A 21,143-nucleotide genomic window follows, 5' to 3' on the forward strand; every position below is an offset into this window, starting at 1 on the left:
CGTATTTGCCTATGAGACCCGACTCGCTCCACCATTCCCGCAACAAGAAAAACCACAGCATCCGGGAGGTGCGAGTGCCTGTCACGATCAACTGTGACATGGGCGAGAGCTTCGGGCTCTGGCGCATGGGCGACGATGCGGCCTTGATGCCGTTCATTGACATCGCCAACGTGGCCTGCGGCTTCCATGCCAGCGATTTCAACCACATGCGGGCGACGGTGCGGCTGGCGAAGGCGCATGGCGTCAAGGTCGGCGCGCATCCGTCCTTGCCCGACCTGCAAGGCTTCGGCCGGCGCGAGATGAAGATCGGGCGGGAAGAGATGGCCAATGCGCTGATCTACCAGATCGGCGCGCTGTGCGGCTTCCTCAAGGCCGAGGGGATGGAGCTGAACCACATCAAGCCGCACGGCAGCCTGTTCGGCATGGCGGCCCGGCAGGAGGACATCGCCCATGCCATCTGCGACGCGGCCGACATCTTCCCGGTGCCGATCCTCGGCATGACCGGCACGCTGCACGAAACCATCTACCCCGCCCGCGGCCACAGGCTGATCGCCGAGTTCTACGGCGATCTGGACTACCGTCCCGACGGCAGCCTGATCGTCACCCGCGAGCATGACGCCAAGGACCCGGCGGAAATGGCCGCCCGCGTCACCCGCGCCATCACCGAAGGGCGGGGGCAGGCCACCGACGGCTCGTTCTTCCCGACCCGGGCCGAGACGGTCTGCATCCATTCCGACACGCCCAATGCGGTGGACATCGCCCGCGCGGTGCGCGCCGCACTCCAGACCCTGACCTGAGAGGTTCCCATGGCCCAGATCCTGTCGCCGCTTCCCGGCACCTTCTACCGCAGCCCCAGCCCCGACCAGCCGCCGTTCAAGGCCGATGGCGATGCCGTCGCCGTGGGCGAGGTGATCGGGCTGATCGAGGTGATGAAATCGTTCCACGAGGTGCGGTCGGACGTGGCGGGCAGCGGCCTGCGCTTCGTGACAGACAACGAGGACCCCGTGATGGCCGGCGCCGTGCTGGCGGAAGTGTCCTGATGATCCGCAAGCTTCTGGTCGCCAACCGGGGGGAGATTGCGGTGCGCATCCTGCGCGCGGCAAAGGACCTCGGGATGGCGACCGTCGCCGTCCATTCCGAGGCCGACCGTGACTCGCTGCATGTGCAACTGGCCGACGAGGCGGTCTGCATCGGCCCGCCGGCGGCGAAGAAAAGCTATCTTTCCGTTGCGGCGATCCTGAAGGCCGCCGAGGAAACCGGGGCGGATGCGATCCATCCGGGCTATGGCTTCCTGGCCGAGAACGCCGATTTCGCCGATGCGGTGGTGGCGGCCGGCCTGATCTGGGTCGGGCCGTCGGGCGAGGCAATCCGGCTGATGGGCGACAAGGTGTCCGCCCGTTCCGCCGCCCATGCCGCTGGTGTGCCGGTGGTCCCGGGGTCGATGGGCCGGGTGAAGGACATCGCCGAGGCGCGGCAGATTCTGATGGACACCGGCTTTCCGGTGATGATCAAGGCGGCGGCCGGGGGCGGCGGCCGCGGCATCCGCATCGCGGGCGACCTGGCCGAGTTCGAGGCGGCCTTCCCGCAGGCCGCCGCCGAAGCCTTGGCGGCTTTCGGCGACGGCGGGCTCTACATGGAGAAGGTGATCGGCAACGCGCGGCACATCGAGGTGCAGGTGCTGGGCGACGGTGTGGACGCGATCCATTGCTTCGAACGCGAATGCTCCCTGCAACGCCGCCGCCAGAAGGTCTGGGAAGAGGCGCCGTCGCTGGCGCTTTCCCCCCGCCAGCGCGACGAGCTTTGCGCCAGCGCCGTGCGGCTCGCGCGCGCGGTGAACTATTCCGGCGCGGGCACCATCGAATACCTGTTCGACGACGCCACCGGCCGGTTCCACTTCATCGAGATGAACACCCGGATCCAGGTGGAACACCCGGTGACGGAGATGATCACCGGTATCGACCTTGTGGCCGAGGGGCTGCGCATCGCCGGGGGCGAGGCGCTGCGGATCAGGCAGGCCGAGGTGCAGGTGAAGGGCCACGCCATCGAGGTCCGGCTGAACGCGGAAGACCCGGCAAAGGGCTTTGCCCCGTTCCCCGGCACCGTCGAGGCCCTGCGCATCCCCGGCGGCCCCGGCGTGCGGTTCGAGTCGATGCTCTACGCCGGCTATACCGTGCCGCCGTTCTACGACTCGCTTCTCGCCAAGCTGGTGGTCCATGCCGAGACCCGCGCGGCCGCGATCCAGCGCCTGACCCGCGCCCTGGGCGAGACCCGGATCGACGGCATCCGCACCACGAAACCGCTGTTCCTTGCCCTTGCCGCCGACCCCGAGGTGCAGGCGGGCAGGTTCCACACCCGCTGGCTGGAAGGCTGGCTCGACCGCAACGCCGGCCGGCTGACCCCCGAGCCGGACCCCTGAAAGGAGGCCCCATGTCGATCCGCTTCACCTTCGGAGGCGACGAGCACATCTTCGGCGAAGTCTCCGAAGCCATGTCGCTCGAATCCTTCTTCACCTCGCTTTCCATGACCAATGCGGTGCGCGCGGCGGGGATCAAGGGCGTCACCGAAATCTGCCCGGCCAATGCCAGCTTCCAGGTCAAGTTCGACCCCGACCGGATCAGGCCCGACGACCTGATGCGCGAGCTGAAGGCGATGGAGGCCGCGGCGGCGACATCCGACGCCAGCCTCAAGACAAGGATCATCGAGATCCCGGTGCTCTACAACGATCCCTGGACGCATGAGACGCTGATGCGCTTCCGCGAGCGGCATCAGGACCCGAGCAAGACCGACCTGGAATATGCCGCCGAGATCAACGGCTTGGGCACGGTCGAGAACTTCATCGCCGCGCATTCCGGCCAGCCTTGGTTCGTGTCGATGGTGGGCTTCGTCGCCGGGTTGCCGTTCCTTTACCAGATGGTCGAGCGCGAGCGACAGTTGCAGGTGCCGAAATACCTGCGCCCGCGCACCGACACGCCGAAGCTGACCGTGGGCCACGGCGGCTGCTTCTCCTGCATCTATTCGGTGAGGGGCGCGGGCGGCTACCAGATGTTCGGCGTGACGCCGATGCCGATCTACGATCCGCAGCAGAAGGTGTCCTACCTGCGGGACGAAATGTGCCTGTTCCGCCCCGGCGACATCGTGAAATGGAAGCCGGTGACGCGCGACACCTATGACGCCGCGGTCGAGGCGGTGGCGCAGAACCGCTACGAGCCGGTGATCCGCCCGGCGACCTTCAGCCTGGCCGAGTTCAACCGCGACATGGCCGGCACCAATGCCAGACTGATGGAGGCCCTTCATGGCCGTTAAGGTTGTCACCCCCGGCCTGTCGACCACGGTGCAGGATCTGGGCCGCCCCGGGTATTACCACCTCGGCATCCCGCTGTCCGGCGGGATGGACCGCTTCGCGCTCCGCGCCGCCAACATGCTGGTCGGCAACGACGAGGGCGCGGCGGTGCTGGAGGCAGTGTTCCTCGGCCCGGAGCTGGAGTTCACCTCGGCCGCGACGGTGGCGGTGACGGGAGGCGAGCTGCCGCCGAAGCTGAACGGCGAGGAGCGCGCGACCTGGGAGGCGTTCCCGGTCAAATCCGGCGACCGGCTGTCCTTCGGCTTCCTCAAGGCCGGGGCGCGGGCCTATGTCGCGGTCTCCGGCGGGATCGACGTGCCGCTGACGCTGGGGTCGCGCAGCACCTACACGCTGGGCGCCTTGGGCGGCCATGAGGGGCGGGCGCTGAAGGCCGGGGACGAACTGCCCTTGGGGCAGGGGAAGGGTAGCAAGGGTGCGATCCCCGCGAACCTGCGCCGCCAGCCGGGCAATCCGGCGGAACTGCGGATGCTGCCGGGTCTCTACCGGCACCGGATCACCGCCGAGGCCGGCAAGAGGTTCCTCGCCGACACCTGGAAGGTCGCGCCCGAGGCGGACCGGATCGGCTACCGCTTCAAGGGCGGCACCGCGCTGGACTTCGTGCCGCGGGAGCAGCCGTTCGGGGCCGGGTCGAACCCGTCGAACATCGTCGATGCCTGCTATCCCTATGGCAGCATACAGGTGCCGGGCGGGACGGAGCCCATCGTGCTGCACCGTGATGCGGTGTCCGGCGGCGGCTACATGATGCTGGGCTGCGTGATCAGCGCCGACATGGACCTGATCGGGCAATTGCAGCCCCACGCCCCGGCGCGGTTCACCGAAGTGACGATGGAGCAGGCACTGGCCGCCCGGCACGACCGGCAGGCCGCCTTGGGCCGCGTCCGCGCCCATCTCGGGCTGTGAGGGGAGGGGGCCGGGATGACCGCCACAGCGCGCCTTCCCCGCCCCCTAGGCCCGGCCGCGCGCCTCGCTGGGGGTGATGCCGAACCTTGCCTTGAAGGCACGGCTGAACTGCGCCTGATCGGGAAAGCCGCGCGCCCAGGCGATCTCGCCGATGGACCGCCGGTCGGCCGGGTTCTGCAAATCCTCCTGCGCCGCCATCAGCCGCATGTCGCGCACCCAGGCGCCCAGGGTGGTGTTGGTGTCGCGCAGCACCTCGTGCAGGTAGCGCACGGAAATCCCGCAGCCCGCGGCCACCTTGTCGGGGCCGAGGTCGGGGTCATCGAGATGGCGGCGCACGAAGCCCTCGATCCGGGCCAGATGGCCGGCGCGCACCGAGGACACCGAGGACAGCATCACCCGGTCGTCGGCCTGCAGGGCCAGCGCCAGCAGGTCGGCCAGCTGCCGGCCCACGGTGGCGCGGGTCTCCTCGGTCATCGTGGCATAGCGCGCGGGGATCAGGTGCACCATGTCGACGAAGAAGCCGCTGGCGCCGTTGGTCGCGTCGAACTCCAGCGAGCAGAAGCGGTCGGGCGCGCGGACGCGGCCGCCCAGCATGTCGGAGGACAGCTTCATCACCCACAGGTCGGCCGGGTCGTCGTGGCTGAATTCATAGGGCTGGTGGCTGCGCTCGATGAAATAGGCGCCGGGATTGGCGCGGATCTCCTTGCCGCCCTGCAGGAAGCGCACCTCGGAGCGTGCGGGGATGGTGATCAGGAATTCCTCCGGCCCCGGCTCGCGGAAATGCTTCGGCAGCCGGCGGTAAAGGAGCGCGTCCGAGGTCAGCCGCGACAGCGACACCTGGCCCAGGGTCCAGTCGGTGATGCGGCCATCGAAGGCCTCGGGCCGGCGGAAGGTCAGGTCCAGCGGGAAATAGGCCTGTGCGATGGTCTCGTGCCAATGGCGGCTGCGCGCGCCAAGGTCGATCCCCTCGGTCGTGATGGTGCGTTGCATCGGGCTCCTCCCCGTTCCGCCCATCAGGCCATGCGCGAAATCGCCTGTAAAGCGCGGCGTTCCGCAGCGGCGGCGCAGCGCGCTGTCGCACAAAAATCCATGCGTCCGGTGCAAAGACGCGCCGCAATTCCTGCCGCTAGCCTCTCTGCCACAACGGCGCAACAGACGCCGCGCAACAGGGAATTCCACCGATTCGGCCGGGCGATCCGCCCGAGCGGCACCCTTTTGCGCGGCCCCCGGCAGGAGGCTTCGCAATGACGAAAACCACAGCCCGGAAGGTCGAGGTCGATCCGATCACGCTATCGGTCGTCCGCGGCATTCTGGAAACCACGCAGCGCGAGATGACGCTGAGCCTGGAAAAGACCGCGCGGTCGAGCGTGTTCAACCTGGCGCACGACTATTCCACCGCGCTGTTCAACCACCGGCCCGAGATGATCCTGCAAGGGCAGGACATCCCGATCCACCTCGGCAGCCTGATCCCGGCGATGAAGGTGGTGGCGAAGTATTTCGACGGCGAGATCCACGAGGGCGACCTGATCATCCACAACGATCCGGCCTGGGGCGGGTCGCACGCCATCGACACCTGCTTCTACCGGCCGGTGTTCTGGCAGGGCCGGCTGAAATACTGGACCGTCTGCAAGGGCCACCTGACCGACGTGGGCGGGCCGGTGCCGGCCGGCTACAACCCGAACGCCAAGGAAATCTATGCCGAATGCCTGCGCATCCCGCCGGTGAAGGTGTGGGACCGCGGCCAGCCGCGCAAGGACGTGCTGAACCTGCTTCTCACCAACATGCGCGCCCGCCGCGACCAGGAAGGCGACTTCAACGCGCTGATCGGCGCCTGCCAGGTGGGCGAGCGCGCGCTCTTGGCGATGCTGGAGAAATACGGCGAAGAGCAGGTGGATGCCTGCATCGACATGCTGCTGGACATGGCCGAAAAGCAGATGCGCGGGCTGATCGCCGCGGTGCCGGACGGCAGCTATGAGGGGATGGCGATCCTGGAAGATGCCGGCCACGGCTTCGGCGATTTCGAGATCAGGGCGAAGGTCACGATCAAGGGCGACAGCTGCCACATCGCCATCTCCAGCCCGCCGCAGATTCCCTATTTCATCAACAGCTACGAGGGGAACAGCCATTCCGGCGTCTATCTGGGCCTGATGATGTTCGCACAGCTGCCGCCGCCCTACAACGAGGGGCTGTATCGCTGCGTGACGGTGGATTTCGGGCCGAAAGGCACGATCTGCAACGCGCAGGAACCCGCGCCGCACATGAACTGCACCACCACGCCGATGGAGACGCTGACCGATGCGGTGCGGCTGGCCTTCGAGAAGGCGGTGCCGTCCAAGGTCTCGGCGAGCTGGGGCCATGCCAACGGGCTGAACATCGCCGGCTGGGACAAGCGGCATGACGAGGAATATGTCACGATGGTGCTGGCCACCATCATCTCGGGCGCAGGCGCCACGCCGTCGCAGGACGGCTGGCACGCCTGCGGGCCGGAATGCTGCTTCGGGGCGCTGACCAGCGGAGACGTGGAACTGCTGGAATATTCCTACCCGATCATCATCCACCGTTATTCGCTGATGGAGGATTCGGGCGGCGCCGGCAAGTTCCGCGGCGGGTCCGGCACCGCCTGGGAGGTGGAGCCGCTGAACGACGACATGACCTTCATCACCTTCGGCGAAGGCCGCCGCATCCCGGCGGTGGGCGCCGCTGGCGCGGCCAGCACGATCACCGACACCAAGGTCGGAAGGCTGGAACTGGTGAAGGGCGGGCAGTCCAGGACCATCCGCGAGAACGTGATCGAGGTCATCAAGCCCGGCGACCGGATCACCAACATGAACCCCGGCGGCGGCGGCTACGGCAACCCGATGGAGCGCGCGGTGGAAAGCGTGCTGTCGGACGTGAAGAACGGCCTCGTCTCGGTGCGAGGGGCAAGGGAGGACTACGGCGTCATCATCACAGACCCCGCCACGCTGGCCGTGGACAGGGACGCAACCGAGAGCCTGCGCGCCAAGCGTCGCGCCGTGGCCGCGAAATAAGGGGGGATGTGAGAATGAAATCCGAATACAGACTGGGCATCGACGCGGGCGGCACCTTCACCGACTTCGTGCTGGCCGACAAATCCGGGCAGGTGCGGCTGTTCAAGGCGCTCTCCACCCCGCAGGACCCGACGCTGGCGATCCGCAACGGGCTGGCGCTGATCTCCGAGGAACTGGGGGTTCCGGCGACCGAGATCATCCCCGGCTGCGACCTCTGCATCAACGGCACCACCGTCGGGCTGAACGCGCTGATCCAGCACAAGGGGGCGAAGACCGGGCTGATCTGCACCGCGGGGCACGAGGACTCGCTGGAAATCCGCCTCGGCCACAAGGAGGACGGCTACCGCTACGACCCGGAATACCCGCCCGCCACCATGCTGGTCCCGCGCTACCTGCGCCGCGGCGTCAGCGAGCGCGTCCTCTCCACCGGCGAGGTGCGCACGCCGCTGAACGAGGCCGATGTCCGCGCCGCCTGCGAGTTGTTCCTTGCCGAAGGGGTGGAGACGGTGGCGATCAGCTTCGTCTGGTCGGTGCTGCATCCCGAGCATGAGCGCCGCGCCGGCGAGATCGTGCGCGAGATGATGCCGGGCGCGATCCTGACCCTCGGGAGCGAGCTTTACCCGCAGGTGCGCGAATACACCCGCACCTCGACCGCGGTGGTGAACGCCTATCTCGCGCCGATCATGAAGCGCTATGTCGATGCGGTGGACGCCTGGTTCCGCAGCCTCGGCGCGAAGCATCCAGTGCGCTACTACCAGTCGAACGGCGGCCTCGCCATCGGCCAGGCGATGACCGACCGCTCGGTCTATGCCATCAACTCCGGCCCCGCCTCGGCGCCGGCGGCGGGTCAATATGTCTGCGAGCCGTTCGGCAAGAAGGACGTGATCACCGTCGACATGGGCGGCACCTCCTTCGACATCACCCTGACCAAGGACGGTTCCACCAACATCAGCAAGAACATCGACTTCCTGCGCTACCGCATCGGCGTGCCGATGATCCAGGTGGAAACCCTCGGCGCCGGCGGTGGCAGCATCGGCTGGATCGACGAGATGGGGTTGATGCAGATGGGGCCGCAATCGGCGGGCTCGGACCCCGGGCCGGCCTGCTATGGCCAGGGCGGCACCTTGCCCACGGTCAGCGACGCCAACCTGACCTTGGGTTATCTCAACCCCGAGGGGCTGGTCGGCGGGCGCTTGCCGCTCGACGCCGGCAAGGCGCGCGGGGCGATCGAGAAGGCCCTCGCCGAACCGCTGGGGATGAGCGTGGAACGCGCCGCCTATGGCATGTTCACCATCGTCAACGCCAACATGGTGAACGGCATCCGCCGCGTCACCGTGGAACGCGGCTACGACCCGCGCGATTTCGTGCTGGTCGGCGCCGGGGGCGCGACGGCAGCCCACATCACCGCGCTGGCCGATGCGATGGGGATCGACACCATCGTGCTGCCGAAACTGGCCTCGGGCCTCTGCGCCTTCGGCCAGATCATCAGTGACGTGAAATACAACTACATGGCCACCGCGCCTTTGCGGCTGGAGTCGGACGCGGCCTATGCCCGGATCGACGAGCTGTTCGGCCAGATCGAGGCGCAGGGGCTGGAGCATCTGAAGGCCGACGGTTTCGGCGGTGCCAACACGCGGGTGAAGCGCAGCCTCGACATGAGATATGTCGGGCAAGTCCATGAATGCACGGTGGAAATCGACACATTCAAGGTCGATGCCAGCAGCATCGGCCGAATCATCGAGGCGTTCCACAAGCGGCACGAACAGCTCTACACCTACTCCGAGCCGCATTCCGTGGTCGAGGTGGTGAACCTGGAAAGCACGGTCTACGGCCTGGTGGACAAGCCGGGCCGGACCGTCCTTCCCCCCGGCAAAGGTGCGGCATCGGCCATCAAGGCGCACCGCGACGCGGTGTTCTCGGCCGACGGCGCGCGGGTGAAGACGCCGATCTATGACGGCGGCCGCCTCGGTGCGGGCGATAGTGTCGCCGGCCCCGCGGTGATCGAGGAAGTCACCACCACCATCGTCGTGGAACCGGGCTGGACGGCGAAGCTGGACGCCTCGGGTTCCTATCTGATCACAAGGGGGGCTGCATGAGCGAACTCGGCGCAGACGGGGTATCGGTCGCCTTCGCGGGGCTGAAGGCCCTGTCGGAGGTGACGCTGAGGGTCGCCTCCGGCCAGATCGTCGGGCTGATCGGCCCGAACGGGGCGGGGAAGACCACCCTCGTCAACGCGCTGACCGGGTTCCAGCCCGTAACCGCGGGCGCCGTCACGCTGGACGGTGCGCCGCTGGCCGGGCTGCGCCCGCATGAGGTGCGCTGCAAGGGCATCGCCCGCACCTTTCAGGGCGGGCGGCTGTTCCGCGACCTGCCGGTGATTGACAACCTCGAAGTGACCGGCGTGGCTTTGGGCCTGTCCCGCGCCGCCGCCATCGCGGAGGCGGAACAGATGCTGGCGTGGATGGGGATTTCCCACCTCGCGGGCCGCATCGCCGGCACGCTGCCCTATACCGACGAACGCCGCGTCGCCATCGGCCGGGCGCTGATACGGGCGCCCGCCTTCCTGCTCCTCGACGAACCCGCCGCGGGGATGAGCGCGCCGGAGGCCGCGGACCTTTCCGCCCTGATCCGCCGCATCGCCGGCGAGCGCGGCATCGGCGTCCTCTTGATCGAACACAACGTCGGGCTGGTGCTGGGCCTTTGCGATCCCATCGTCGTGCTGGACTCGGGTGCTGTGATCGAGACCGGGCCTCCGGCGGCGATCAAGGCCAGCGAGAAGGTGCGCCACGCCTATATGGGCACCGCCGCCGACACCGACCTGCCGGTGCTGGAAAGCGGGCTGGAGGTGCTGGAATGAGCCTGCTTGCCCTTTCCAACGTCTCGGTCCGCTACGGCCGGCTCACCGCCGTCCGCAACGTCGCCTTCACCTTGGCGGAAGGGGAACTGCTGTTCATCACCGGCCCCAACGGCGCCGGCAAATCCTCGCTCCTGCGCGCCATCGCCGGGGTGACGCCCCCGGCCGGTGGCCGCATCGACTTTGCCGATCACGACATCACCGGGCGCGCGCCGGAAGACATCGCCCGTTTGGGCATCTCGATGGTCCCCGAGGGCCGCGATGTGTTCGGCAGCCTGAGCATCGAGGAGAACCTGATGGTCGGCACCGGGATGCACGCCCGCACCCGCGGCTGGCGCGCCCGGGCGGCGACGGAACTGGAAGCGGTCTATGCCACCTTCCCGATCCTGAAGGACCGCCGCCACACCCAGGCGGGGCTGCTCTCCGGCGGGCAGCAGCAGATGCTGGTGATCGGCCGCGCGCTGATGACCCACCCGCGGCTGGTCGCCATCGACGAACCCAGCCTCGGCCTTGCCCCGAACATCACCGATCAGGTCTACGAGCGGCTGATCGCGCTGCGGGCCGAGCGCAAGCTGACCCTGCTGATCGTCGAGCAAAGCTCCACCCGCGCCATGCTGGCCGGCGGGCGGATGATGCTGATGCGCGGGGGCGAGATCCTGCTCGACGGCGATGCCCGCGCGCTGGGGCAGTCCGAGGCCATGCAGGCCGCCTATTTCGGATACGGAGAGCAGTGATGGCAAGCCTCCTTCAGGTCCTGTTCGACGCGCTGTCGCTCGGCTCGCTTTATGCCCTCGGCGCCCTTGGCATCGCGCTGATCTTCGGGGTGATGCGGCTGGTGAACTTCGCCCATGGCGACGTGATCGCCTTCAGCCTGTTCGCCCTTCTGTGGCCATCCACCGATGCCGTCGCCATCGTCTTCGCCGGCAACCTGCCGTGGTTCCTGCTGATCCCCTTCACGCTGGCCATCGGCGCGGGGCTTTCGGTGCTGTCCGAACTGGTGGTGTTCCGCCGCTTCCGCCGCGCCAATCCGGCGACGATGATGATCGCCTCCTTCGCCTTGGGCTTCGTGATCCGCTACTTCCTGCTGATGCTGTTCACCTCGCGCCCGAAGAGCATCGCTCTGCTGCCGGCGCTGAGCCAGCCGGTGGAAATCCTCGGCGCGCGCATCCCGCTGCTGCAGCTGATCACCATCCTCGTCACCCTCGCGGTGCTGATCGGCCTGACGCTGTTCCTGCGCCGCACCCGTTTCGGGCTGGAGATGCGGGCCGCGGCCGAGAACTTCACCATGGCGCGGATGCTGGGGGTGCGGGCGAACCGCGTCATCATGGGCGCCTTCGCCCTGTCCGGCGCGCTGGCGGCGGCTTCGGCGCTGATCCTCGGGTCGCAGACCGGCACCGCGAACATCATGATGGGGGCGAATGTCATGCTGATGGCCTTCATCGCCACGGTGATCGGCGGCATGGGCAGCCTTGCCGGCGCGGTGCTGGCGGGGTTCCTGCTGGGCGCCATCGCCACGGTGATGCAGGTGATCCTGCCGCCCGATGCCCGCGCCTTCCGCGATGCCTTCGTCTACGGCGCGGTGATCCTGGTGCTGATCTTCCGCCCGCAGGGGCTGCTTTCGGCGCGCGGTGCCAAGGAGAGGGTGTGAGATGACCCGCGGAACCATCCTGCGCCGCACCATCGCCACGCCGCTGATCCTGTCGGCGCTGCTGGTCGCCATCGCGGTGCTGGCCTTCGCCGTCGGCTCGCGCCCGTTCAACCAGACGGTGATCGACCTGTTCCTGATGGTGATCTTCGTCGTGGGCCTGCAGGTCTTCGTCGGCAATTCCGGGGTGATCAGCTTCGGCCATATCGCCTTCGCCTGCCTCGGCGGCTATGTCGCCGCCTGGACCACGATCAAGCCGGTGCTGAAATCCGCCGCCATGCCGGGCCTGCCGGACTGGCTGATGGGGCTGGAAATCCCGTTCTGGGCCGCCGCCATCGCCGGAGCCCTTTGGGCCGCGCTCTGGGCGGGCCTGTTCGGGGCCATCCTGATGCGGCTGTCCGGCATCGCCGCCTCCATCGCCACCTTCGCCATGCTGGCGATGGTGAATGCGATCTACTCGAACTGGACCAGCGTCACCGCCGCCACCTCCTCGGTGGTCGGCATCCCGATCCTGCGCACGACCTGGCCCTATCTGGCGGCCGCCGTCATCGCCATCTTCATCGCCTGGGCCTATGCGATCAGCCGCCACGGCCTTGCCCTTCGAGCCGCCCGTGACGAGCCGACCGCGGCGGCGGCATCCGGCGTGAACATCCCCCGCGCGCGCTTCATCGCCTTCGTCCTTTCCGGCGCGGTGATGGGGATGGGCGGTGCGCTCTATGCCCATTCCATCGGCCTCGTCACGCCCGACACCTATTACCTGGGCCTGACCTTCACCACGCTGTCCATGCTGGTGGTCGGCGGCATGGGCAGCCTGTCGGGCGCCGTTCTGGGCGTGGTGATCCTCTCCGCCCTGATCCAGGGCCTGCGCTGGCTGGAGGCCGGGGTGCAGATCGGCAATTCCACCTTCGCCCTGCCCGGCGGGGTGCAGGAGATCGGGCTGGGGGTGGTGATGATCCTGATCCTGATGTTCCGCCCCGCCGGCATCATGGGCAATTCCGAACTTTCCCTGCCGCGGCGCCGCCGCGGCGGGGCGGAGAATCCGGGCCAAACCGGACCGAACACCTGAACCAACCAACCGGGAGTAAGAGAAATGAAAAGACTGACAGCCGTCCTTGCCGCCAGCACCGCGCTGGCCGCCCCCGCCTTCGCCGATGACGACCGCATCGTCGTCGGCTTCGCCACCGCCGAATCCGGCTTCATGCAGGGCTACGACAAGCCCGCGCAGGACGCCGCGATTATCCGCATCGCCGAGATCAACGAGGCGGGCGGCCTCTTGGGCAAGCAGCTCGAGGTGGTGAACGCCGACACCAAGACCGACCGCGCCGAAGGGGCCAAGGCCGGCCTTTCGGTGATCGACGCCGGCGCCGACATGGTGGTGGTCTCCTGCGATTACGACTTCGGCGCCCCCGCCGCGCTGGCCGCGGAAAGCGCCGGGCTGATCTCGTTCTTCCTCTGCGCGGAATCGGTGAAGGCGGGCATTCAGGGCGTCGGGCCGAACAGTTTCTCGGCCTCGGTCCTGGCCGCGGTGCAGGGCGCGACCATGGCGCAATGGGCCTACGAGAAGAAGGGCGCCCGCAGTTTCTACCGGCTGGAGGACACCTGGACCGAATACAACAAGGGCATCTGCGACGGCTTCGACTGGATGCTGCCCAAGCTGGCCGAGGCGCAGCTGGTGGGCGAGGACAGCTTCCTGAACGAGGATGCCTCGATCGCGGCGCAGATCACCCGGATCAAGGCGCTGCCCGAGGAACCGGATGCGATCATGCTCTGCACGATGATGCCGGGCGGCGTCTCGGCCATCAAGCAGCTGCGCGCCGCGGGGATCACCTCGATGATCCTGAACGGCTCGGGCATGGACGGCAGCTACTGGATGTCGGCGGTGCCGGACCTGTCGAACTTCTTCGTGCCCGTCCAGGGCTCGGTGTTCGGCGACGACCCGAATGCCGAGGTGAACGCCTTCAACGCCAAATACAAGGAAGTGACCGGCGGCGATCCGGCGACGCAATACACCTACCCGGGCTATGTGATGATCGACGTCTGGGCCAAGGCGGTGGAGCGCGCGGGCACGACCGAGACCTCGGCCGTGGTGGCGGAGCTGGAGAAGATGGTGGACGAGCCGACGCTGTTCGGCCCGCGCACCTTCACGGCGGAGCTGCACCACCAGAACAAGGCGCGCTACCTGATCGTGGAAACCACCGGCGGCAAGCCCGCCGTGGTGGACGAATGGACGATCTCGGAGCCGATCCCGGTGGCCGACCTGATGAAATAGGCTGTCTCCGGCCGCTCCCTCGCGGGGCGGCCGGATGCCCTCAGCCGCGCGCCTTGCGGTAGCTGTCCTTCAGCGCGATCTTCTCGCCCTCGAAGACGAAGATGTCGCAGCCGCGCACGTCGATCCCGCTGCCATCCGCCCTCGTGCCGGTGAAGCGCCACCACGACAGGCCGGTGTCGCCCTGCAGCATGTGCCGGCCCTCGCCCCAATGCGCCTGCGGGAAGGCGTCGAACACCGCCGCATAGGCGGCGCGCACCGCCGCGCGACCGATGGCGCGCGTGCCTTCCGCCTCGGGTCCGGCGGAGGCGTGGAAGGCGCAGTCCGCGGCCATGCAATCCATCAGCAGGTCAAGGTCGCGGCTGTTGAACCCCTGCATCAGCCGTTCCATCGTCGCCAGCCGGGCGGCGTGCAGGGGATCGCCGACCGCCTCGACCTCCAGGAAGGCCAGCGGCGCGGGACCGGCGTTGGTGACATTGTGCTCCACCCCTTCGCGGCGCGAATAGGGCACACCCTGGCGCAGCGCGGCCTCGGCACGCTGATCGCCGGGCAGGTCCAGCGCCAGTGTGCCATCGGTCAGCGGCACGATGACGTAGTCATGCCCGTGCCGGTGCCACCCCGTCTCGGCCCCCGGGGCGAAGCGCCATTCGGTGACCTTGAAACGCTCGTCGTCGATATGGACGACAGGTTCCGCCTGCGGCTTCATCGCATCCCCCTCCAGATCCTGCGGCCCAGTCTATCCCGCCGCCGCCGCCGCGCCAGAGGCAATGCGCATCCTTCAGTGCTTGTGGGTGACCAGCATCGTCGTCATGTAGGACCGGATCGCCTCGGTCCCGCCTTCCGAGCCGAAGCCGCTGTCGAGGATGCCGCCGAACGGAGTCTCCGGCAGGGCGAGGGCGAAATGGTTCAGCCCCAGCATCCCCGCCCGCATCGACGCCGCGATCCGGGCGGCGGTCGCGTCCGAGCGGGTGAAGGCGTAGGAGCCGAGGCCCACCGGCAGGCGGTTCGCCTCGGCCAGCGCCTCGTCCAGCGAGGCCGTGCGCATCACCAGCGCGACCGGGCCGAAGGGCTCCTCGTTCATGGCGCGCATCCCGGGCCGCATCCCGGACAGGATGGTCGGCCGGTAGAAATTGCCGCTGTTGCCGATCCGCGCCCCGCCGGTCTCCAGCGTCGCGCCTGCGGAGACGGCGTCCCGGACCATCGCATCCACCGATTGCAATTGTCCCGCCGTGGTCAGGGGGCCCATCTGCGTCGCCGGGTCCAGCCCGTTGCCGACCACCAGCCGGGCCGCCTCGGCGGCGAAGCGGTCGACGAAGGCGTCGTGCAGCGCGTCGTCGACCAGGAAGCGGGTGGGCGAGACGCAGACCTGGCCCGCGTTGCGGAATTTCCAGGTCACCGCCAGCGGCACCAGCGCGTCGAGATCGGCGTCGGCGGCCACGATCACCGGGGCATGGCCGCCCAGTTCCATCGTCACCTTCTTCAGCTCCGCCCCGGCCGCCGCAGCCACCAGCCTGCCGACCCGGGTCGAGCCGGTCAGCGAGATCTTGCGGATCTCGGGCGCCTTGATCAGCGCGTCGGATATCTCCGGGGCGCCGCCCCAGATCAGGCTGACCGCCTTGGGCGTCACCCCGGCGTCGAGCAGGCAGCGCGCGATGGCCCAGGCGGTGACCGGCGTATCTTCGGACGGCTTCACCACGATGGAACAGCCCGCGGCCAGCGCGGGGGCGATCTTCTGCATCGGCCCCCAGGCGGGGAAGTTCCAGGGCGCCATGATCGCCACCGGCCCGACCGGGCGGTGCAGGACGGAAAGCGAGATGTCCGCGGCGCGGCCCGGCACGATCCGGCCATAGGTGCGGCGGCCTTCCTCGGCCGACCAGTCGAGCAGATCGGCCGAGCCGTTCCACTCTGCCAGGGCCTGCGCCCGCGGCTTGCCCTGTTCGCGGGTCATGGTCTCGGCGGCGGCATCGGCGCGCTCGCGCATCAGCGCGGCGGCGCGGCGCAGGATCTGGTAGCGCTCGAAGGCGGTTTTGGCCGACCATTCCGCAAAGCCCTCGGCCGCGCGCGCGGCCGCTTCCTGCGCCTCGGGGGCGCCGCCGCGCGGCAGTTCGGCGATCACCTCGTCGGTGGCCGGATCGGCGACGTCCAGCACGCCGGCGCTGCCGGTCCGGCGCGGTTCCCCGCCGATGAGGAGTGCAGCCTGATCGAACATCTCAGCGGTCCTTCACATAGGTGTCCAGAATGTATTCGGCGATGGCCAGCGAGGAGGTCGCCGCGGGCGAGGGCGCATTGCAGATGTGCAGCATCCGCGGCTTCTCCAGCACCAGGAAGTCGTGCATGATCGCGCCGTCGTCCAGGATGACCTGCGCCCGCACCCCGGCCTTGCGCGACAGCAGGTCGCTGCGCTTCAGCGAGGGCAGGGTCTTGCGGCAGGCCTCCAGATAGACCGAGGTGAACAGCGAGTTCCGCATCTCGGCCAGGCCCGAGCGCAGGTTCTTGCGCATGAAGCGCCAGAAGCCGCGATAGGACAGGATCGCCCAGAGGTCGCGCAGGTCGACCGAGAACCGCGGCAACCCCTCGCGCGAAAGGCCGAGCACCGCATTCGGCCCGACGCTGAGGCGGTCGTTCACCTCATGCGTCAGGTGGATGCCGAGAAAGGGCAGGCCGGGGTCGGGCACCGGATAGATCAGGTGGTTGATCTGCGGGCGCAGCGCCGGGTCGACCTGATAATATTCGCCCCGGAACGGGATGATGCGGAAATCGGTGGCCAGCCCCGCCATCCGCGCCAGCCGGTCGGCCTGTGCGCCGCCGCAGACCACCAGTTGCCGCGCCGCGATCCGCGCGCCGCCCACCGTCACCGTCACCCCGTCCGGCGTCTCGGTTATGCCGGTGACGCGGGCGTTCAGCCTGATCTCGCCGCCGCGTGCGGTGATCCGCTCGGCCATGCGGCGGGTGACCAGGCCGTAGTCGACGATGGCGCTTTCGGGGAAGAACAGCGCCTCCTTGCCGCTGATCAGCGGCTCTCGCCGCCGCAACTCGGCTTCGGACACCTCTTCGAAGGGGATGCCATTGGCGACGGCGCGGTCGCGCAGGCCCTGCAGCCGGCCGACCTCCACCGCGTCGGTCGCGACGATCAGCTTGCCGCATTCCTCGAACGGGATACCGGCCTCGCGGCAGAAGGCCTTGATCATCGCGCCGCCCTTGCGGCACAGCCGGGCCTTCAGCGACCCCGGCGCATAATAGACCCCGGCATGGATCACGCCGGAGTTGTTGCCGGTCTGGTGCCGCGCCAGGCCCGCCTCCTTCTCCAGCACCAGGATTCTGGCGCCGGGCCGACGGTCCTGGTAGGTCAGCGCCGTGGCGATGCCGACGATCCCGCCCCCGACCACCACGAGGTCAAATGTCATCGAGCCCCTCCGCGACGCCTGCCACAATTGTCAACAATTTCGTCGATAATACATAGGCGCCAAGCCCGGATAAACACAACAAATTTGTTGACGAAAATCTCGACCGAATGCTAGGTCACCCGGGCGGTGGGCAGGGCTTCACCCATCACGCGCCGCGGGGCGCCAACGGAAAGCTGGTTCGTGGGTAGCGAAGAGACTGCGGCGCGCTCTGTCGATCAGGTCGCGGATGCGTTGAGGGAAGACATCGTTTTCGGCCGCCTCCGCCCGCGGGAGCGATTGATCGAAGACGAACTCAGCGAGCGTTTCGGGACCAGCCGCCATGTCGTGCGCGCCGCGATGGCCACGCTCGAACAGCTGGGGCTGGTGGTGAAACGCCCCAACCGCGGCTGCATCGTGAAGGATTTCACCGTCGCGGAAGTGACCGAGCTTTACGATCTGCGCGGGGTCCTCCAGCTGGAGGTGGCGCGCCGCTTTCCCCTGCCTCCGCCGCCGGGGCTGGAGGACGAACTGCGGGAGCTGCAGCAGCGCTATGCGCAGGCGGTTGCCGATTTCGACTTCCGCCGGATCGAGGCCTGCGACGACGCCTTCCACAAGGTGTTCTTCCGCCATTGCGGCAACCGCTACATCGTCGAGATGGCCGAGCTGCTGTGGCAGCGCTCGGCCACCATCCGCACCTTCGCCTACGGCAACCGCGAGGTGCTGGCCCAGTCGGTGGTCGAACACGACCAGATCTGCGATGCCATCGGCAAATGCGATCGAGAGCGGTTCGTGGATGTGTCGGTGAAGCACCTGTTTCCGGCGCTCGTGGCCTTCAAGGAAGCCCACGCCGGGCGCTGGTCCGAATAGCCGCCATCCTACTTTTCCTTGCGCAGGCCGATCAATGCGCAAAGGGCCGACAGCGCGATCACGACCACGGCGATGGCGGCGATGATCGGGTCGATGCTTTCGCGCAGCCCCGACCACATCAGCCGCGGCAGGGTAATCACATCCAGCGAGGTCACGAACAGCGTGACCGAGATCTCCTCCCAGGACAGAACGAAAGCCAGGGTGAACGAAGCGAGGATCCCGAACCTGATGTTCGGCAGGATCACCAGGCAGGTGGTCTGGGTCAGCGAGGCGCCCAGGTTGCGCGCGGCCCGTTCGAGGTTGGGGTCGATCTGGCTCAGCGCGACCAGCAGCGTCACCACCGCATAGGGGATGGCAAGCACGGTATGCGCGACGATGACGCCGGGATAGCTGTCGTAGATCGAGGCCCGGGTGGTGAAGAAATACAGCGTCAGCGCCGAGATGATCGGCGGCACCGCCATCGGCATCAGCGCCGCCCCGACCAGCAGCCGGGTGTAGCGGCTTTTCGCATACCAGATGCCGACCGCGAACAGCACGGCGATGACGGTGGTGATCGCGGCCACGATCAGCCCGACGACCACGCTGGTCAGGATGCCGCTCTGCCAGACCTGGTTGGTCAGCAGTTCGGCATAGTGGCGCAGCGAATAGTCGCCGTCCGGCATCGACAGGTGCCGCTTCGGGGTGAAGGAGATCGGCACCACCGCCAGCAGCGGCAGCAGCATGAAGCAGACGCCGAGATAGCCTGCGGCGGCCGGGAGGTATCGGGTGAGACGGGGGCGCTTCACTTTGCCAGCCTTTCGAAATCGACGAAGCGCGACACGATCCATGTCATCAGCAGCACGAAGCCCAGCAGGGTCGTCGCCAGCGCCGCGCCGAGCCCCCAGTTCGCGGTCTGCGACATCTGGGTGTAGATGTATTCCGCGATCATCACCACGCGCCCGCCGCCGAGGATGGCCGGGGTGATGAAGAAGCCGAGCGCGAAGACGAAGACGATGAAGAACGCGCCGATGATGCCGGGCAGGGTCAGCGGCAGGAAGATCTCGAAGAAGCGGCGGAAGGCGCGCGCGCCGAGGCCGCTTGCCGCCTGGAGGATGCGCAGGTCCACCTGCCGCATCACCGAGACCAGAGGGAAGACGGCGAAGGGGGTCATGAAATGCACCATGCCGATGATCACCCCCAGTTCGTTGCGCACCAGCGGCAGTGGGTCCGAGATCAGCCCGACATCGGTCAGGGTCGAGTTAATGATGCCCTGCGGGCGCAGCAGCGCCAGCCAGCCGAAGGCGCGGATCAGGACCGAGATCCAGAACGGCACCAGCACCGCGAAGGCGATGATCTTGCGCCGCAGCGGCGGCCCGTAGACCCAGTGCCATGCCAGAAGATAGGCCAGGAAGACCGAGAAGACCGCGGTCAGGGCGCAGATGCGCAGGGTCCGCAGCAGGATGGAATGGATGCCGGGATCGGTCATCACCCGCAGATACTGCGAGACGCCGAGCTCGGGCTCCGTCACGCTCCACGAGAATACCCCGAGGAGGGGGATGAAATAGCTGACCAGAAGCAGCAGGATCAGGGGGGCGATGTAGAACGCCCAGATGGAAAGGCGGCGCGGTCGGGTGCGCCTGGTCGCGGTGGCCATGGATCTGCTGCCCCTCTGGATGCCGGGAAGCGGCAGGAGGCCGGGAAGGCCCGCGCTCCTGCCGTCCTGTCGGTTCAGGCGTCTCAGCCTGCGATCAGCGCGGTATACCTGTCCAGCGCCTCGGCGTAGTTCTTCGCATACCAGTCCATGTCCTGCGGGTGCATGACGGCGACATGCTCGGGCTGGGTGCAGTCGATGCGCTTGAACTCCTCGGGCACCAGCGCCGCGGCCTCGGGGTTGGCGGGGCTGAGGCCCACCAGTTTCAGCAGCTCCACCTGCAACACCGGGTCCTGCGCCGCGGCGATGAACCTGTTCGACGCCTCCGCCCCGGCGGGACCGTCCTTCATGTAGCTCCAGGCGTCGGGGAAGATCACCCCGTCGTTGAAGGTGAAGGTGACGCGCTGCTCGGTCTCGCGGTCGACCAGGATCGCGCGGGTGCCCCAGATCATGCCCATGGAGGCGTCGCCGTCCATCATCACCTGCTGGCTTTCCGCCCCCGAGCCCCAGACGCTGGAGACATGCGGCAGCAGTTCGGCGATCTTGTTCAGCGCCCGGTTCAGGTCGATGGGGTAAAGCTGGTCGGGGGCCATGCCATCCGCCAGCAGCGCGCCTTCCAGCAGGCCGTTCATGTATTTCGGGATGCAGCGCTGGCCGGGGAAGGCCTCGACATCGAAGAAGTCCTTCCAGGTCTTCGGCGGATTGTCCCCGTATTTCTCGGAGTCGTAGCACAGCACCATGGTGTTGAAGAGCGCGGCGACCCCGTATTCGAAGGCGGTGCCGCCGACGATCTTCGCCTTGTCGACGATGGCATAGTCGATCTCGCCCAGCAGGCCCTTTTCGCCCAGGGTGATGGCCGAGTTGTATTCCAGCTGCATCACGTCCCAGGCGATCTTGCCGCTGGCGGCCTGCGCCTGCACGGCGCCCTCGGTCGGGCCCGAGCCATCCTCGCGCACGGTGATCCCCGTCAGCTCGGTCAGCTTGCCGCCGAAGATGTCGACCGTGGCCTTGCCGACCTCGCCGCCCCAGGTCGCCAGGATCAGCTCGCCCGCCTGAGCCGAGGCCATGCCGCCCCGCAGGACCCCCGCGCCGAGGCCGATGGCGGTGAGCGACTTGATGAGACCGCGGCGGCTCAGCTGACCCGAACGCAGCTTGTATGCGATGATGTCGCGATAGTCGTCTTTCAGCATTTCTCACTCCCTGGTGTT

The 21,143-nt window shown here is 67.9% G+C and carries 20 protein-coding genes; 13 read left to right on the plus strand and 7 right to left on the minus strand.

All coding sequences use genetic code 11. From position 1 onward, the window contains the following. The first annotated feature begins 74 nt into the window (after window positions 1-74). The 5 genes from G5B31_RS10990 to G5B31_RS11010 are packed head-to-tail and all read left to right on the plus strand — an operon-like array spanning window position 75 to window position 4,261. Window positions 75-797 carry a LamB/YcsF family protein gene (locus tag G5B31_RS10990; RefSeq protein WP_165017369.1) on the plus strand — a complete coding sequence of 241 codons (723 nt, stop codon included), beginning with the start codon at window positions 75-77 and terminating at the stop codon, window positions 795-797. Window positions 798-806: 9 nt separating this feature from the next. After that, window positions 807-1,040: an acetyl-CoA carboxylase gene (locus tag G5B31_RS10995; RefSeq protein ID WP_165017372.1), complete on the plus strand. Its 234-nt coding sequence runs from the start codon at window positions 807-809 to the stop codon at window positions 1,038-1,040. Next, window positions 1,037-2,416 (plus strand): acetyl-CoA carboxylase biotin carboxylase subunit, encoded by a 1,380-nt coding sequence (locus G5B31_RS11000; RefSeq protein WP_205911918.1) that lies wholly within the window; start codon window positions 1,037-1,039, stop codon window positions 2,414-2,416. Before G5B31_RS10995 ends, G5B31_RS11000 begins: the two co-directional genes overlap by 4 nt. A gap of 11 nt (window positions 2,417-2,427) precedes the next feature. After that, window positions 2,428-3,303, plus strand: coding sequence for an allophanate hydrolase subunit 1 (locus G5B31_RS11005; RefSeq protein ID WP_165017378.1), 876 nt, complete (start codon window positions 2,428-2,430; stop codon window positions 3,301-3,303). Beyond that, entirely contained in the window at window positions 3,293-4,261 is a 969-nt protein-coding gene (locus G5B31_RS11010; RefSeq protein WP_165017381.1) for a biotin-dependent carboxyltransferase family protein, read from the plus strand. The genes G5B31_RS11005 and G5B31_RS11010 overlap by 11 nt, the downstream gene beginning before the upstream one ends. 45 nt (window positions 4,262-4,306) lie before the next feature. On the opposite strand, the gene G5B31_RS11015 is transcribed toward G5B31_RS11010, so the two are convergent. Further along, on the minus strand, window positions 4,307-5,251 hold the full coding sequence (locus G5B31_RS11015; protein ID WP_165017384.1) for a helix-turn-helix domain-containing protein: 945 nt from the start codon (window positions 5,249-5,251) through the stop codon (window positions 4,307-4,309). A gap of 254 nt (window positions 5,252-5,505) precedes the next feature. On the opposite strand from G5B31_RS11015, the gene G5B31_RS11020 reads away from it, so the two are divergent. From G5B31_RS11020 to G5B31_RS11050, 7 genes are read left to right on the plus strand one after another with little or no spacing between them, the layout of a single operon-like run. After that, window positions 5,506-7,290 (plus strand): hydantoinase B/oxoprolinase family protein, encoded by a 1,785-nt coding sequence (locus tag G5B31_RS11020; RefSeq protein WP_165017387.1) that lies wholly within the window; start codon window positions 5,506-5,508, stop codon window positions 7,288-7,290. Window positions 7,291-7,304: 14 nt separating this feature from the next. Further along, window positions 7,305-9,386, plus strand: a complete 2,082-nt coding sequence (locus G5B31_RS11025) for a hydantoinase/oxoprolinase family protein (RefSeq protein ID WP_165017390.1) — start codon at window positions 7,305-7,307, stop codon at window positions 9,384-9,386. Further along, window positions 9,383-10,147: an ABC transporter ATP-binding protein gene (locus G5B31_RS11030; protein WP_165017393.1), complete on the plus strand. Its 765-nt coding sequence runs from the start codon at window positions 9,383-9,385 to the stop codon at window positions 10,145-10,147. The genes G5B31_RS11025 and G5B31_RS11030 overlap by 4 nt, the downstream gene beginning before the upstream one ends. Then, the gene (locus G5B31_RS11035) at window positions 10,144-10,878 is read left to right on the plus strand and encodes an ABC transporter ATP-binding protein (RefSeq protein ID WP_165017396.1); all 735 of its coding nucleotides are present in this window, start codon (window positions 10,144-10,146) and stop codon (window positions 10,876-10,878) included. The genes G5B31_RS11030 and G5B31_RS11035 overlap by 4 nt, the downstream gene beginning before the upstream one ends. Beyond that, window positions 10,878-11,792 carry a branched-chain amino acid ABC transporter permease gene (locus tag G5B31_RS11040; RefSeq protein ID WP_165017399.1) on the plus strand — a complete coding sequence of 305 codons (915 nt, stop codon included), beginning with the start codon at window positions 10,878-10,880 and terminating at the stop codon, window positions 11,790-11,792. Before G5B31_RS11035 ends, G5B31_RS11040 begins: the two co-directional genes overlap by 1 nt. A gap of 1 nt (window position 11,793) precedes the next feature. After that, window positions 11,794-12,855 (plus strand): branched-chain amino acid ABC transporter permease, encoded by a 1,062-nt coding sequence (locus tag G5B31_RS11045; protein WP_165017402.1) that lies wholly within the window; start codon window positions 11,794-11,796, stop codon window positions 12,853-12,855. 24 nt (window positions 12,856-12,879) lie between these two features. Beyond that, the gene (locus tag G5B31_RS11050; protein WP_165017404.1) at window positions 12,880-14,058 is read left to right on the plus strand and encodes an ABC transporter substrate-binding protein; all 1,179 of its coding nucleotides are present in this window, start codon (window positions 12,880-12,882) and stop codon (window positions 14,056-14,058) included. Window positions 14,059-14,098: 40 nt separating this feature from the next. On the opposite strand, the gene G5B31_RS21370 is transcribed toward G5B31_RS11050, so the two are convergent. The 3 genes from G5B31_RS21370 to lhgO all read right to left on the minus strand — a co-directional run bounded on the left by G5B31_RS21370 (window position 14,099) and on the right by lhgO (window position 17,459). Then, window positions 14,099-14,761, minus strand: a complete 663-nt coding sequence (locus tag G5B31_RS21370) for a nuclear transport factor 2 family protein (RefSeq protein WP_165017406.1) — start codon at window positions 14,759-14,761, stop codon at window positions 14,099-14,101. A gap of 72 nt (window positions 14,762-14,833) precedes the next feature. After that, window positions 14,834-16,264: an NAD-dependent succinate-semialdehyde dehydrogenase gene (locus G5B31_RS11060; RefSeq protein ID WP_165017409.1), complete on the minus strand. Its 1,431-nt coding sequence runs from the start codon at window positions 16,262-16,264 to the stop codon at window positions 14,834-14,836. Between the two features lies 1 nt (window position 16,265). After that, complete coding sequence (gene lhgO, locus G5B31_RS11065; RefSeq protein ID WP_165017412.1) at window positions 16,266-17,459, minus strand: L-2-hydroxyglutarate oxidase; 1,194 nt, start codon at window positions 17,457-17,459, stop codon at window positions 16,266-16,268. Window positions 17,460-17,639: 180 nt separating this feature from the next. On the opposite strand from lhgO, the gene G5B31_RS21455 reads away from it, so the two are divergent. Continuing rightward, window positions 17,640-18,305, plus strand: coding sequence for a GntR family transcriptional regulator (locus G5B31_RS21455; RefSeq protein ID WP_346763905.1), 666 nt, complete (start codon window positions 17,640-17,642; stop codon window positions 18,303-18,305). Between the two features lie 8 nt (window positions 18,306-18,313). On the opposite strand, the gene G5B31_RS11075 is transcribed toward G5B31_RS21455, so the two are convergent. The 3 genes from G5B31_RS11075 to G5B31_RS11085 form a co-directional block, all read right to left on the minus strand. Beyond that, window positions 18,314-19,090: an ABC transporter permease gene (locus G5B31_RS11075; RefSeq protein WP_346763906.1), complete on the minus strand. Its 777-nt coding sequence runs from the start codon at window positions 19,088-19,090 to the stop codon at window positions 18,314-18,316. Then, window positions 19,087-19,938, minus strand: coding sequence for an ABC transporter permease (locus tag G5B31_RS11080; RefSeq protein ID WP_165017422.1), 852 nt, complete (start codon window positions 19,936-19,938; stop codon window positions 19,087-19,089). Before G5B31_RS11080 ends, G5B31_RS11075 begins: the two co-directional genes overlap by 4 nt. Window positions 19,939-20,021: 83 nt before the next feature. Further along, window positions 20,022-21,125, minus strand: coding sequence for an extracellular solute-binding protein (locus G5B31_RS11085; RefSeq protein ID WP_165017425.1), 1,104 nt, complete (start codon window positions 21,123-21,125; stop codon window positions 20,022-20,024). Window positions 21,126-21,143: the final 18 nt, after the last annotated feature.

It is taken from the genome of Rhodobacter sp. SGA-6-6 (genome assembly GCF_011043545.1).
GTDB lineage: Bacteria > Pseudomonadota > Alphaproteobacteria > Rhodobacterales > Rhodobacteraceae > Pseudogemmobacter.